Below are 14,469 nucleotides of genomic sequence, written 5' to 3'. Positions count from 1 at the left end.
GCAGAATAAGTCGAGTAGGCATCCATCACTCCTGGGGAGTGACCGTGCGAGCTGCCGGACGCTAATCGCACTTCGGGAGAACCACCACGCAAGTGGCGTAGCCTTGAAGGTTCTGGCTACCTGGGCTGGTGCTGTCAACGACAGCGGTCCGTGCGCCAATTTTTATACCCACTCGAAAAGACGGTCAAGCGTCACGGCCAAAGCGTGCAAAAAGTGGCGACTGTCGCCACTTTTGTCGCCATGCTCCAGGCCCCGTTCTGTATGGGTTGTCGCCGTTGTCGCCGGTGTCGCCACATCTCTAGCCATAGCCCTACGACAAGCTCTGGTCTGACGCTGAAACTGCGTTGCGCTCGATAGAGATCGTGGGCAATTACTCGGGTAAAAGAAGATGTGGCGCTAATCAAATTTGAAATAGAGGGTGGAACGAGGTGGCTTCGAGAAAAAGCGAGTGAACCCTCCGATCGGCGCGATCAAAGATCGCTGGATCGGAGGGTTTAGCGGGAAAAGAAAATCTCAAACGTCAAGTACAGCCTCAAGCATCAAAGTTGGCTGATTGAGAGGTGGCGGCTTCACGCCGTATGATCAGTGTCTGCTGCAAGCGCAGCAGAAAACCGGCCTCAAACGCTTCCTGAGAATCCCCTGGGTGATGACGCTTTCGGCTCTGCGCCAGTGCCCACCATAACGGCAGTGATGAGCCGTCAAGCCAAGTCTCCGCACAACGAACGCCGTCCTCAATCATTGGGCCGAATTCATTGCCCCATGGGGTCCGGATACCAGGACAACCTTCAGCGGAGGGGACAGAAAAGTACTCACCGATCTGCTGATGAACGCGCTGAGCTGGGATACCGGTCAGATATTGAAACGCTTTGTCGAACAACACTGCGGCATCATCCAGCAGCTCTACAGCCAGCTCAATGCTGATCGCTCAGATGCGCGCATAGGTCTTGGAAGCCCAAGAAGGGCTTCCAAGCTGCGACGGTTTTTGTTCCCTGGAACCCCATCATCACAGACAGACTTAATTGTCTGAGACCAGAAATGGTGCCAACCAAAATATTTTGACACCTAGAAGGAGGTCGCCCCAAATCCAGCATCGACTTTTGACAAAATATTATGACAACACAAGCTCAAACTAAGTCCTCCTCAATTCAGCTTACTCTATGACTTGATCGACACCGAAGTCACCGCAATCGAAGCCGAACTTGAGGCGCTGCAAGACGTCGTCCTCGACGCTAAATTATCTAGGAATACTGACCAACTGGCTGGGCTGAAACGGAGCGACCACTGTACTTCTGGATGGCATTCAGCAACGGCGAGGTGATCAGCGTTGAAACCAAAGCCATGATGACCAAAATGGAAAACAGCTGGGGCGGCATCAAGCCAAGGCTGTGGGCGATATTCAGCACCACTAACTCCATAAGGGCACGCGTATTCAACAACGTGCCGATTCTCAAGGAGTCAGTCATTGAGAATCCCGCCAGCCTGGCGGCCAGGGTGCAACTCAGCCCTTTGCTTAGGCAGGCGCATAAGACCCACGCGAGGCACCAAAGAATGTCCTGAGCAGTCACCATGGATCCAAGTTCAACTTTCATACCTGTGTAGAAGAAGAATACCGGTACCAAAACGATGTTAACGAAAGGGCGCATCCGCAGGTTCCATTGCTCAAGCAAGGCTTTGCATTGATACAACGCGGTGCCCACCAGAAAGCCACCAACAATGGCGAACACACCCAACCACGCGGTGATGACCGCGGTCACAAACACCCCGCCGATGATCGCGCCAAAATGCGCATCGCTCAGTACGGCAGCATGCTGAGTATCAGCTTGCAAGCGTTTGACAAGCCAAGGACGCACACAGCGGAAGAACACCACCAAGAACAGCGCAATAGCCGCCAGTTTCAGCAGCGTTTGCGCCGCGCCTTGACCGCTGGCGAACACCACCACTGCGCCCAGGGCAATCCAGCCGATCAGGTCGTTGATCCCAGCAGCGGCAATCGCGGTCACCCCAGTCTCGCTGTTTTCCATGTTCCGTTCTAGGAGGATTCGGCCAAGGATGGGCAGCGCGGTGATGGAGAATGAGATACCGCAGACCAGCATCAGCCCGAGCAGATCAGGAACCGGGTAGTAGCGGGCATAAATGAAGGCGCAGAACATCCCAGTCAGGTAAGGGATCGGAATGCCCAGCAAGGTGATCCAGCCCAGGGCACGCTTGAGACGACGCTCGCGCAGCAGTTCGAAATCGAACTCCATGCCGATCTGGAACATCATCAGCACGATGCCCAACTGGGACATGACCGTCAGCACCTGTCCGGCGTTAGCATGAAGATACGCACCGCCCTGCGGCCACAGGCCACCTAGAAGCGCACCGAGAACAATGCCACCAGTGATTTCACCCACCGCAATAGGTTGCCCAAAACGCTGAGCTATTTTACCGGCAACCTGGCTGCAAAGGATGATGACGACCAACGCAGCCAACACAATGACTAATAGATTTTCGTGGGGATTGTTCATTACAGAATCCTAGGGAGTGGCGAGAAGCCAAGTTCGTGCAACAGCCCGTCAAGGGCCTGCTTGAACCGTTCCACGTCCAGCGTGGAGGTTTGATAGTTACTGATGGCAACGCGGATATAACGCTCGCCGTTCCATTCCAGCACGCTGGGGTAAGCTAGGTTTCGCTGCTGACAGAGCGCGACCAGACGAGTCACACACTCGGCACTGGCGGTCACAGGCCGAAAGGCAACCACCGGCATGATCTGCTGATCGGGTATCAAGCGATAAGCCGGATCGGCGCTCAGCAGCGCCCGCAAGTGCGCCGTCGCGCCGGTCATATTCCTCAGCAGTTGCCGATAGCCCTCCAGCCCCAGATGCTGCAGCAGGCACCACACTCCCAGCGAACGAAATTGGCGAGTGCCATAGAGGTTCATCTTGAAGGTGTCGAGTTCACCGAGCTCTTCCCAGTAAGGTCCGCCAGCCCAGAAACTGCTGCCAAGCACCTCACCGTTGCGCACCAGCAGGCAACCGACACCGAAGGAGGCGAACATCCACTTGCAGGGGTCGAAGGTGATGGAGTCCGCGTCGCTCAATCCCTGCATGTGACGCCGGGCCTCGGGCAACGCCGCCAGCGCCAGCCCGGCAGCACCGTCAATGTGGAACCAGGCGTTGTAACGGCGAGCTAGCTCGCCGATGCGCCGCAACGGATCAATCGCCCCGGTCGCGGTGGTGCCCAGGACACCGATTAGGCACATCGGCGTGTAGCCGAGCGCAACGTCGTGCGCCAGTCGCAGCTCCAGTTGCTCCGGGAGCAAGGCGCCCTGCTCATCGGTGTCGATCTCCACCAGCGCATCCGCGGCAAAACCCAGCACGTCCAGGGCCTTGGCGATGGAAAAGTGCCCCTCTCGGGACATGTAAATCCGTGGCCCCAAGCCGCCGGCCCGACGCATTTCCGGATGCTGGCGGTGCAGCTGCTCGCGGGCCAGCTTGAGCCCGATCAGGTTGGCCAGCGTACCGCCCCCGGTGAATACCCCGCCGGGCAAACGCCCGACAACTGGGTCGAGGCCAAACAGCGAACGCAGGGCGTGCAGCACCTCGACCTCGACCATAGTCGCCGATGGCCCCGCACGCCAGGCACCGGGGGTCTGATTCAGCGCACTGCCGAGGAAATCCCCCAGCACCGCAGCAGGGTGAGGCCGCGGCGAAATATAGCCGAAGTACAACGGGTGACTGACGTTGCACAGGCCCTGCTGCATCAACTCCACGGCCTGGGCCAGGGTATCGTCCAACGACTGACCGTGTTCGGGCATCGAGGCTGGGTCTTGGGTTCGGGCGGCGATCGAGTCGCTCGCGTACCACAGGGGGAATTGCTCAGGCGTGCCCTGGACGCTGGCAAACAACTCCAACACCCGCTGGCCCGCGGCAAGGATCTGCGGGTTGGCGCCCCACTCGCGCGGCTCAGCAATCATGAGTCACCTCCTGCACCGCAACCTGCAACCGAACCTGCTGCTGAATACCTTGGTGAATCTCCAGCAGTGCCTCACGACTCTCTCCCGTCAGAAGGTAATAACAGTAATGGGGCTGAGCAGAGTCCGGCATGGCCTGCACCCAATCACCGGGATGGGCGAGCACTACCAGCTCGCGCAACTCCGCCAGTTGCTCAAAGACCTGCATGCCTTCGACAGCGAGCAAGGTCCCGCTGGCTTCGATCACCACACCGCCAAACAGCACCGCACCACACTCACCCACCGCCGTGGGCAATGGCACCTGTTCCAGAAGTAGGCGGACCTGAGCGGCATACACGTCGACCCCGCTCAACAGCTCGATGGTCTGCGCGGTGTAGCCGCCCCCAGGACGCAACCCCGCTTCAAGTACCCGGGGCACGCCATGCTGATAGCGGATTTCGACGTGTGCGGCGCCCTGGGTCAGACCTAGCGCCCGCGCAGCGCGCAGCGCAAGCTGACCAATCGAATGCTCCTGTTCGGCCCCCAGCGAGGTGGGCCAGACAGAAGCCGATTCAGCAAAGTAAGGCCCTTGCCCGCCTTCTTTCTCCAGCACCGCCAGGACCTGATCCGTGCCGTCGGGCTGCAGCAACAGATCGACGCTGACCTCCCGCCCTTCGCAAAAGCTCTGGGCAATAAATTGGAGGCTGCTGTGACCGTAGGCAAAGCGATTGCGGTCCTTGAGGGGATCGACATCGGTGGTCTGCTGGATCAGTTCATGCAGTGCCGCAAGGGCTTGCCGGTACTGATATGCATCACTGACCGCAATCACTCCCTGGCTGTTCATCGAGTCGCTAAGCTTGACCACCACCCGTGTCCCGAGGCGCTGGCAGACCTGCTCCCACGGGGTTTCCAGGGTCAACGGCAGCGTCGCCGGCACTGGCACGCCCTGCGCTTCCCACAACAGCGTGGCCAAGTACTTATTGCGACTGCAGACAGCAGTGGCCACCGACATGCCCGGCAGGCCCAGACATTCGGACAACTGCGCGGTCGCCACTACCGCGCCCTCATTGACAGGCAACAGGGCACTGAGAGGATGCGCCGCGTGGTACTCGGCCGCGGCACTAAACAGAGCATCAGTCGGCCACAGAGGCACCTGCAGTACGGCCTCGACCGCTGGGTGCTCAGCCAGAGCCCGCCCGTTGCCGATCAACACCACCCGATAACCCGCGGCGCCCAGACAATCCAGCAGTCTCCGGCTGGGATAGGCATGAATAACGCCAATACGATGTGCTGACATAATATCCCTCCTTAGAATGAGCCGGTCCGTGCACCCGGTTTGTGCTCCAGTACCGTCAGCACCTGCCCGCCAACCTGCCGCTGGGTGGCTTCGAACAAGTCGGTGGTCATGTTGTTGGTCCACAGACGACCACGTTGGGACACCTCGAACGCATCCGCGGTCTCCGAGAGCAGGCCATGTTCGATCCAGTTGGCGATGAGCTCGGGATTGACCGTGGCCAACGCACGCTCGCTGGACTTGTCCAGGCGTAGGAACTTGGGAAACATCACCGCACCACGGTTCTCCGGACGGTCCAGCGCCACCGAGCTTTTCTCGATGCTCGGCAGCCCCTGTTCGATGGCGTCCATATACTTGTTGACGTTGCTGTGCTTCATGTAGCTGAAGCCGTCCACATAACCTCGGGCCGAGGAACCCACGGCCAGTGTCTCGGCACGATGCTCACCATTGCCGCCGCCCCAGAGCAGGCGGAAGTATTCACAGACCTTCGCCTTACGGGTGTAAATCTGATCGGCGACATTGGCATAGCCAGCCTCGGCCAAGCGGTGGCGCAACTGCTCGAACAGCGCGAGCATGATTTTCTCCGAAGGCTTGGCTGGAATGCTGCCCTCATCCATCTGGCGCTTGAACTTTGGCGGGAATGCAAAGTAGTGCAGGTTGTAGTAATCGACGCTATCAAAACCGTCGTCGATCAGCCGTGTCAGGTCTCGGTCCAGGGAGGCCAGGGTCTGCCCCGGCAGGTTGTACATCATGTCGACATTGATTTCGTCGAAGCCGAAACGCCGTCCTTGCTCGCGCACATTGGCCACATCGTCCAAGGTGGCGGCGATGTTGAAGTGCTTGCGCAACTCCGCATCGTAAGTCTGCAGGCCGAAGCTGATGCGCTGCACGCCTTCGTTCTTGAGCACCTCGAGCCGGTAGGGATCGCCCAAGGTCTTGGGCTCGCCTTCAAAGGAAATCTCGGCATCGGCGCTGAGGCTGAAGCTCTCTCTGATAGTGTTGAAAATTCGCTGCAGTTGCTCGGGCGACAGCACCGAAGGCGAGCCGCCACCGAAATACACCGCCCGCAGTTCGCTGGAGCGGCCACGCACGCTGGCCGCCTCAGTGCGGATGTCCTGGCACAGGGCGTTGGTGTAGCGCTCATAGACAGCGGTGTCCTTGTCGACCCGCACATGAAACGGGCAGAACCGACACATGTCCTGGCAGTACGGAATATGCACATAGAGCAGGGTTTCCACACCCGCGGCCACTGGACTCTCGAAGACCTGGGGCAGACGCTGATGCACAGCGTCCCCCAGCAGCGGGTAGAAGTAGTAGGTCAGCGGATAATAGGCCTCGTACATGGAGTTCCCCTTATCCGGCCAACACTTGATCAGCGTTTCCACTGAGCACGGCTTGCAGCAGTTCGTGATCAAAGCCAGCACCGAGAATCTTCTGGCACACCGCCGAGTAGCTACCGCACACCGGCAGATCGGAGCCGAAAAGTACTTTGCTGTGCACCGCCGGACGCTCGTGCAGCCAGTCCACCAGCACCTCAGGCGGGACTAGGGCGGTATCCAGGTACACCCCCGGATAACGACAGGCCATCTCAAGCGCCTCGTCGTACCAGGTCGGCTTGCCGCCGTGTGCAAAGATCACCTTGAGCCGTGGGAAGGTTTCTACCAGGCGGCGAAAATCCCCAGGCCGGATGAACTTCTGCTCGGTGTCGCGCTGCGCAGTCAGGCCGGTGTGGAACATGACGGGCTGGCCGACTTCAGCACACATTTCATAGACCGCCATCATCGAGTCGAGGTACGGATCAAATCCATGGTCGGCGGGGTAGAACTTGTAGCCCTTGATCCCCCGCTCGAAATCCTTGTGCCACTCTTGGAGTGGATCAGCGTGGTGCAGCGGATTGATATTGCCGAACGGTACAAAGAAAGGATCGCTGCCGCAGAAATCCAGAATCAACTGACTGTCGATGGAAAAGTTGGTCCCCGGCCCGCACTCTGCGAGGATCACCGCACGTGCCACCCCGCGCTCTTGAAGATAAGCCTTCAACGCCAATGGATTGGAAAATATCTCACGAACATCGACCCCTTCTTCAAAAGGAAATTTGGTCAATAGCCCTTGAATGTCGTCACGCAGCAGCGAGAACCTTCCAGCATGAATATGAAAGTCTACGAAGTTCATTATTAAATCCTTTTAAAATGTCGAAATCACGTTCCACAGTTTCGGAGTTTCAAAAACTGGAGCGATTTGCTCTACTGGCAATTGCTGCCGCAGGAACTCCGATAGTGGTTCGATGTGTTCCGCTTCGCGCCACTCAGCGGCCAAGTCTTCAATAACGTGATGTTCCGCCAGCAACTCTCCGCCGTGGTAATGCCGGATAATCGGGTGCAGAAAGTTTGAATCTTCGGCGCGTTTGATGTTCTCTCTGGCAATGCGCGAAACATTGAAAGGGTTGTCAAACTTGCGCTGACCAAACTCCAAGGTCAGTGTCATGTACTCATCAGCGGCAAAGCGTTGTGCGACGTAGTCCTGGGGCAATTCAAGATGCCATTTCAAGCACTGTTGTTGCCGGTCTATCAGCATCACATCTTGCAGGAAGCCTGGTTGCTGCCAGAGGGCCGAGGACTGATTGACCCGCTCGATGATGCGCTCGCATGCCGGCGCCACCTGCAACTCATGGGTAACCTGCGGCAGGGCGACTCCGTCGTAGCGCTCCAACAGCAACTGGCACAGAGTGCGCACGTTGTAACGGAAACCGTGAATGAACCCCGACATGTACTTTTTGTAGTCGAGGTACTGCATTAAGGTGCCGGCAAAGTAAAGGTCTGGAATATTCTGTGACTGCCAATCCACCTGCTGCGCGGGCAATCGGCCCATGGAGCACAGCTCAGGGCGGCAAGACTCGTCAAACATCGAATCATCAAAGCGAAAGCCGGTACAGGCAATAACGCGATCGTATTCGATGACCTCCTGCTCACCCTCGGCGTGCTCGTAGCTGAAGTAGGCCTTGAACTTGTCACCGTCACGCTCGATGCGATGCAGTTTAGCGTCGAGAATCGCGTTCTGCGATTTAAGCTGGTACGTGTCGAGCAGGTTGTTGTTGACCGCCCGCACATGCCCGACGTAGTGAGTCGACCAGGCCATACGCAATGGATTTGGGCTCGCCACATGGATCATAGCCGCATGCTCGATCAGTGCGTCGGCGGTCTCGAAGCCCGAGTTGCCCTTGCCCAGGATCAGCACTTTCTTGTTGGTCAATGGCACCGGGTCGATGTCCATATCGACATAGTGCTCGGCGTGTTCGATCCCCTCGATGTCCGGCAGCCAAGGCAGTTGCACGCCGGTGGCGACGATCAGCACACGGGCCCGCAACTCCTCGCCCGTGGACAAGGTGACGATAAAGTCCTGGTCACGACGTACGTTCACCACTGAGCTATCGGTACGCACATTAAGCTGATGCTCTTTGGCAAAACCGTCCAAATAACGCGGCATGTCATCGGCATCGGGAAAATAGCGCTGGCTGTAGTCGGTGAACCGCGCCGCGGTGTTTTCGCTGCTTAACAGCGAGTTCCAATCCCAACGCAAGTTAATTTCAGGATCAGAATAACCGGTATGGACTTTATTGATTGAGATCAACTTCCTATGCCGCGGAAATCGTTCAAATGATGTGCCCGCGCGACCACCGCTCTCAACAATCAGATAATCACGCCCTTGTTGCTGTAAGCAATAACCGGCCTGCAGCCCTCCCGGGCCAGCGCCAACAACCAAGTATCCATACGTCTTCTCAGCGGACATTTGAAGCTCTCCTTATGTTTCACTTATTGACCAGAACAGCGCGCACGTAGACTTCCACGCTGTTGCAGTGCGGAATTAATGAGTTGGGCAGATCAACAGTAAAACTGGCCTGATAGCCACAGACTTACATCAAAGTTAAACCGGCTTGGAGTTATAGATATCCAATGACCGCATGTTTCTCACCGCTGGATCTGATCACTTGGGTGCGAGTAAAACCAGCTTCATGCAACAGCGCCTGAAACTGAGCCGACGTGCGGTGTTGCCCGCCGGTTTCCAGTAGCATCGCCAAGTCCTGCATGACCGCGGCAAACGGCTCGGCGCCTGACGCTTCCAACAAGCGATCGAGCACCAGCACTCGCCCTCCGGGATTCAACGTCTGGCGAACCCGGCGCAGCAGCTGCAGAGATTGCTCGTCATTCCAGTCAGAGAGAATGAACCCCAGTGAGTAGGCATCCGCGTGGGGCAGCTCACCGGACCAGAAGTCACCCGGCGCAAAGCTGACCCTTGAGGCCAGCCCCACCCCGCTGATCCGCGCCAGGCAATGGGGCTCCACGGCAGGCAGGTCGAACACCACCGCCCTGAGCTCGGCATGCTGTTGTGCGGCGGCGATGGCGAAGGTACCAATGCCGCCCCCCAAGTCGACCAGGCTCGACGCGTCGCCCAGCACCCCCAGCTTCACCAACTCCGCTGAAGGCTCGCGGCTGAGGTTCCACATCGCATCATGGAACGCCGCGCCACGGTCCTCGGCCAGCAGGTAATCGAAGGGGGCCGACGCGTCTTGCGCCAATTTCGACCATTGCGCCTGGCCGCTGCCCACGGCATCGCCAAGGTGGCGAAACAGCGGCAGAGTGTTGCTGTCGAAGTGTTCGAGCAAAGGCCCCAGATATTGCGACGACTGAGGATCCAGCGCGCCACGGGCGGACGTCGACAGTCGATAGCCACCCGCTTGTTCCTCGACCAGCCCCCAAGCAACCGCGCCGCGCAAAAACCGCTCCAGTGTGGAGCCATCCAGCGTCAGGGTTTGTGCCAGAGCGTCTGCCCCGGGGTCCACGTCAGCGCTGGCAAGGGCCTGGAAAACCCCTAGTCGATGCCCCTGCAGTAGAATTGCGCTGCCCATGAAGCCATAGAGCGCCAGGCTCACGGGATCCAGGACCTTCCCGGCCAATGGTGGTACTGCCATATCAACCTCCCTGTCCAACTGATGTAGTGATTAAACGCCCAGCTCGAAAGAGCCTTGGGCCACGACTTGCCCGTTGATGATCAGATGCACCTCGTGTGCGCCAGGGTAGTAACTTCTCAGCGAACTGCTTTCGATACTGTGATCGCGCTGCAGCTTCACCGAACCCTTGACCAGCTTCTGGCGCTTGCTCCACTTGAACACCCGGCGGTTGATCTGGCCTCGGGCACCCGGTGCGAGAATCGCGTAGTCGACCATCAGCCCATGCTCGCTGGTGCTGTCGATCTGGATATCGCAATCCAGGGAAATACGCTCCCCAGGCTTGATCTGCGAAGGTCCGACCTGGAAGCGCTTGACCTGCACCGGCGCGGCCATGGAATACCCAAGCAGCTCCAGCGCACGGCTGTCACCGCGCCGCGCCAGGGTACGCAGCGAATGGCGGATGACCCAATCGGTGTGCGGCCCACGCTCCTCGACCTGCCAACGCTCCAGCACATCGAGCACGGCGCTGGGATGGTCCTTGCTGATGTCATTGAGGTTGTTGGCCACAGAGCGGCGTACATACTCGCTGCGATCATTGCGCAGACGCTCCAGTAGGGCCAGGACCGGTGCCGGGTCAACCAACAGGCTCGGGACCCGGGAGGCCCACGGCAGGCGCGGACGCGTGCCCTCGGAAACCAGCCTGCGCACGTCGGGGCTGTCATCGCTGACCCAGCCGGCCAGCACCTGCAATGTAGGCTCCAGGTAGGCATCCAGATAAGGCCGGATGGCGAACTCGCCGGTGAAGTGCTGAGTCACCTTCTTGATCGCCTGCATGGCGGGCTCAAAGTGCTCAAGACCGCGGGTTTCGAAAATATCGGCGATCACCCACACCGGGAACCCGGTCATGCGACCAAAGCGGGTCCCGGGGATCGGGTCAAGCATGCTAACCAGTACCTGGGCCGCCGGCACAAACTCCAGGCCCAAACCATCCCAGAGGGCGTTGGCCATGGCCTTGACCCGGGCCTTCATCTCCAGCGGTCGCAGGTCCGCAGGCAACGACGCGCTGTAGCGCTGCTGATCGAAGCTCGCTAGCAGCGCGGCAGCGCGACCGCCCAACTCGACGCCGAGCGGATGATCGAAGTAATCCTTGAAGTCCATGACATCTCCCTTGAATCAACGCTGAGCGTCGAGGCTGCTCTTATCAAATGTCAGCTCGTTGTAGCCATTGCCAAAGCGGTAGTTGCTCCAGCGCATCCAGGTCTGCTTGCCGGTCTGGTGGTTGACCATTCGCATCTCGCTGGCCCGCCAGTAGCGGTCCAGGTAAACACCATAACCGCTGTAGGTCTGGGTTTTGAGCAGCGCATTCTTGCGGTCGTAGTATTCGACCTTGAGCGGCCGGTAATACTGTTTGTCGAGCCAGGTGACCTGACGGGTGTAGCCGGAGCGCGGGTAAGCTGGGGTCATTTCCAGCTTGTACGCGTCCAACCCATCGACTACCTCGTCCCCCAGATACTGGTACTGATACTTATCGAGTTCCCAACTGGCCATGTCCTCGTAGGCGAACTCACTGCCCATAAATGGGCCTGACTTGTTCTCCGAAGCAATCCGTTTGACCCGACGCAGCGACGGGAAAAACTGCCACTGATCATCCGAGGTCAGGCTATGGGCGTGGGTCAGTAAGGTAGTGCCACGCACGTCCGCCGGACTCAGAAAACGCACCAGGCTCTTGTCGCCATCGGCATGCACTTCAAAAAACTGCACCGCCAACTCACGGGTACTTACCGCGCCGTAGGCATTACGCAATTCCATTTGCAGATCCGCCGACATGTCCTTCCAGCCGATGTTGTGCTGGTCCGCCTGCCTGGCGATCTCCTGACCTTTCTCATCCGCCACGGCCACGCTCATCTCAACGAGGCAGAACAGCATCGCCAGGTACTTCACGCTCTTCAGTCCTTTCACGCTTCTTCTCCAATGTCAGTTCAAGCAACCCTGGCAGCAGGAAAAAATCCGCCAGCAGAGCAATCACTAATGTCAGGGCGGTCATCAGCCCCATTTCCTGGTTCAAGGCGAACTCGGATGTTGCCTGGACCAGGAACCCGGCCGTCAAGGTCAGTGAGGTCACCAACAAGGCCGGTGCCGTGCTAGTGAAAGCCTCGACAACCGCTTCACCCACCGTCTGGCCGTGGGACTTGACCCGCTGCAACACCGCGTACATAAAGTGGATGGTGTCATCGACCACCACCCCCAGGGTCATGGAGGCGACGATGGCCACCGAGAACCCAACCTGCCCAACGCAGAGCCACCAGATACCCAGGGCCATGGCTGCCGGAATTACGTTCGGCACCATGGACAGCAGGCCCAGTTTCCAGGAGCGGAACAGCAGCATCAGCAAGAACGCAACCACCGCCGCCGAGGCGATGATCCCCCACATCATGCTCTCGATATTGCGCTGGCCGATGTGGGCGAAGATCAATGTGGTGCTGGCGGCCTTGGCTTCGATTCCCGGCGCGTTGCTGGCCAGCCACGACATCGAGCGACGCTCGAAGTCGAGCATCTGCCGGGTACTCAGTTCGTGCAGGGCCACCACGCTCCGGGTGACCGTGCGGCTGACATCGATCTGGTTGTTCAGGTCAAGGCCATAAGGTAAGGACTGCTCGTACAGCAGCAGGCTCTGCGCCGCCACTTCGGTGCTTTCCGGCAGCCGATAAGCTTCCTCGGTGCCAGTGGTCAGGCTACGGTTGACTCGCTTGACCACGTCCGAGAGCGAACTGACATGGGCGACTTCCGACTGTTGGCGCAACCAAGTGGTATAGGCTTCCACCTGAGCCAGAAAGACCGGGTCATTCACGCCGCTGCTTGATTTGGACTTGAGCGCATACTCGATGGTGTAAAGACCGGTGAGGTTCTGCTCGGTGTAGTCATTGGCCTGCCGGAAAGCAGTCTCCGGGCTGAACCAGCGCAGATACTGGTCATTGAGCTCATTGCGCCCGGCCAACGAGGCCAGCACAACTACTACAGGGATGCTTAGCCACATCAACATCCGCGAGCGTGATTGTACCCAAGTGCCGAAGCGGGTCATTGCATGTTCAAGCGGATCACCTTTGGCGCTGGGCTTGAGTGGCAGCAGCGCAACCAGGCCCGGCAGCAGAAACAGGGTGAACAACCAGGCCAGGGCGATGCCGATCGAGACGATGTTGCCCAGGTCACGGAAAGGCGGGATCTCGCTGAAGTTCAGGGACAGGAAAGCCACCGCGGTGGTCAGACTGGTCACGGTGACCGGCACAAGGGTTTCGTGCAGCGCTTCACGCAATGCATCCAACCGGGTAGCACCCTTGCGCAGATGCATCAGGGTGACCGACAGCACATGCACCGAGTCCGCCACGGCGATCATCAGAATCACCAGCGGCGCAGACGCCGAGAGCGACGTCAGGCTCATGCCCAGCCAGCCCGCGATGCCCTCGGCGCTGGTCATGGCCAGATACACCACCGCCACCGCTGCCACTGTGGCCAGCACGCTGCGCAGCATGATCAGCGCGGCGATCAGGATCACCAGATAGACCCAAGGGGTCAGGTTGGCGGCGTCACCCAAGGCGGCTTCTAGGAAGGCGTTGTTGTACATCGCCATGCCCGTCAGGTGCACTTTGATCCCGGGAAACTTGGCTTGCGCCTCCTCAGCCAGCTGACGGGCGAAGCTCACCACCTCGCTATTCTCATAAGGAGAAACCCCGGCCAGGTGATACACCACATTGACCGCGGCGACGCTGCCGGCTTTGGACACCAAGCGGCCCACCAGCTGCGGCTCTGACAAGGCGATGGTGCGGACCCGCTGACGCTGCTGCTCGTTCAGGGCAGCGGCATCACGCACCAGATCGGCGACCTGGATGTTGTCCGCGTCGGCGTCGATATTCTGGAAGTTGCTGAGGGAATCCACCCGCACCGAATAAGGTGTCTGCCAGGCGCGCTGGGTGATCCATTGCAGCGCTTCAAGGGACGACTGGCTGAACACGTCGCCCGACTCCGGCGCCACCACAATGAACAGGTTGTCCGACCGGTCAAAGGTCGCCTGCATCTGCTCCTGCGCCATCAGCTCCGGATTGTCCGGGGCAAGATACACCCGGTAATCGGTACTGAAGCCGAGTCGGCTCTGCCCTAGGCTGGCCAGATATGCCAGCCCTAGAAACAGCAGCAGGAACCCCCATCGCAAGCGCACTACACCTGACACTATCGTTCTCATCATTTTGACATCCGTTCCAAAAGGGCCATGTGATCGACGGTGCGCAAGCTATAGAACAACATCTT

General features: G+C 58.9%; 11 protein-coding genes. All 11 read right to left on the bottom strand.

From position 1 onward, the window contains the following. Positions 1–532: 532 nt before the first annotated feature. Positions 533–880 (bottom strand): LasR-specific antiactivator QslA, encoded by a 348-nt coding sequence (locus tag AC07VO_RS20370; RefSeq protein ID WP_245846306.1) that lies wholly within the window; start codon positions 878–880, stop codon positions 533–535. A gap of 358 nt (positions 881–1,238) precedes the next feature. Continuing rightward, positions 1,239–2,507 carry a cation:proton antiporter gene (locus AC07VO_RS20365; RefSeq protein ID WP_086945974.1) on the bottom strand — a complete coding sequence of 423 codons (1,269 nt, stop codon included), beginning with the start codon at positions 2,505–2,507 and terminating at the stop codon, positions 1,239–1,241. Beyond that, a complete protein-coding gene (locus tag AC07VO_RS20360) occupies positions 2,507–3,955 on the bottom strand; it encodes a pyridoxal phosphate-dependent decarboxylase family protein (RefSeq protein WP_086945973.1) in 1,449 nt (482 codons plus the stop codon). The genes AC07VO_RS20365 and AC07VO_RS20360 overlap by 1 nt, the downstream gene beginning before the upstream one ends. Then, entirely contained in the window at positions 3,945–5,228 is a 1,284-nt protein-coding gene (locus AC07VO_RS20355; RefSeq protein ID WP_086945972.1) for an ATP-grasp domain-containing protein, read from the bottom strand. Before AC07VO_RS20355 ends, AC07VO_RS20360 begins: the two co-directional genes overlap by 11 nt. 11 nt (positions 5,229–5,239) lie before the next feature. Beyond that, the gene (locus tag AC07VO_RS20350; RefSeq protein WP_086945971.1) at positions 5,240–6,568 is read right to left on the bottom strand and encodes a coproporphyrinogen-III oxidase family protein; all 1,329 of its coding nucleotides are present in this window, start codon (positions 6,566–6,568) and stop codon (positions 5,240–5,242) included. Positions 6,569–6,578: 10 nt separating this feature from the next. After that, positions 6,579–7,397: an amidohydrolase family protein gene (locus tag AC07VO_RS20345; RefSeq protein ID WP_086945970.1), complete on the bottom strand. Its 819-nt coding sequence runs from the start codon at positions 7,395–7,397 to the stop codon at positions 6,579–6,581. Between the two features lie 12 nt (positions 7,398–7,409). Next, positions 7,410–9,011 carry an NAD(P)-binding domain-containing protein gene (locus AC07VO_RS20340; protein ID WP_086945969.1) on the bottom strand — a complete coding sequence of 534 codons (1,602 nt, stop codon included), beginning with the start codon at positions 9,009–9,011 and terminating at the stop codon, positions 7,410–7,412. A 151-nt stretch (positions 9,012–9,162) separates the two neighbouring features. After that, entirely contained in the window at positions 9,163–10,191 is a 1,029-nt protein-coding gene (locus AC07VO_RS20335; protein WP_086945968.1) for a methyltransferase, read from the bottom strand. 30 nt (positions 10,192–10,221) lie between these two features. After that, entirely contained in the window at positions 10,222–11,328 is a 1,107-nt protein-coding gene (locus AC07VO_RS20330) for a DNA alkylation repair protein (protein WP_086945967.1), read from the bottom strand. A 15-nt stretch (positions 11,329–11,343) separates the two neighbouring features. Next, a complete protein-coding gene (locus AC07VO_RS20325) occupies positions 11,344–12,129 on the bottom strand; it encodes an outer membrane lipoprotein-sorting protein (RefSeq protein ID WP_207238837.1) in 786 nt (261 codons plus the stop codon). Then, positions 12,077–14,407 (bottom strand): efflux RND transporter permease subunit, encoded by a 2,331-nt coding sequence (locus AC07VO_RS20320; RefSeq protein ID WP_086945966.1) that lies wholly within the window; start codon positions 14,405–14,407, stop codon positions 12,077–12,079. The genes AC07VO_RS20325 and AC07VO_RS20320 overlap by 53 nt, the downstream gene beginning before the upstream one ends. Positions 14,408–14,469 lie beyond the last annotated feature (62 nt).

It is taken from the genome of Pseudomonas sp. GW821-FHT03E01 (assembly GCF_059420765.1).
This window is presented reverse-complemented; position numbering and strand designations above follow the sequence as displayed.

What these genes read in the sequence shown, in the direction of transcription:
- AC07VO_RS20340 (WP_086945969.1), bottom strand. Translation starts at nt 9,011, where the DNA reads ATGTCCGCTGAGAAGACGTATGGATACTTGGTTGTTGGCGCTGGCCCG.
- AC07VO_RS20345 (WP_086945970.1), bottom strand. Translation starts at nt 7,397, where the DNA reads ATGAACTTCGTAGACTTTCATATTCATGCTGGAAGGTTCTCGCTGCTG.
- AC07VO_RS20330 (WP_086945967.1), bottom strand. Translation starts at nt 11,328, where the DNA reads ATGGACTTCAAGGATTACTTCGATCATCCGCTCGGCGTCGAGTTGGGC.
- AC07VO_RS20360 (WP_086945973.1), bottom strand. Translation starts at nt 3,955, where the DNA reads ATGATTGCTGAGCCGCGCGAGTGGGGCGCCAACCCGCAGATCCTTGCC.
- AC07VO_RS20355 (WP_086945972.1), bottom strand. Translation starts at nt 5,228, where the DNA reads ATGTCAGCACATCGTATTGGCGTTATTCATGCCTATCCCAGCCGGAGA.
- AC07VO_RS20320 (WP_086945966.1), bottom strand. Translation starts at nt 14,407, where the DNA reads ATGATGAGAACGATAGTGTCAGGTGTAGTGCGCTTGCGATGGGGGTTC.
- AC07VO_RS20365 (WP_086945974.1), bottom strand. Translation starts at nt 2,507, where the DNA reads ATGAACAATCCCCACGAAAATCTATTAGTCATTGTGTTGGCTGCGTTG.
- AC07VO_RS20350 (WP_086945971.1), bottom strand. Translation starts at nt 6,568, where the DNA reads ATGTACGAGGCCTATTATCCGCTGACCTACTACTTCTACCCGCTGCTG.
- AC07VO_RS20335 (WP_086945968.1), bottom strand. Translation starts at nt 10,191, where the DNA reads ATGGCAGTACCACCATTGGCCGGGAAGGTCCTGGATCCCGTGAGCCTG.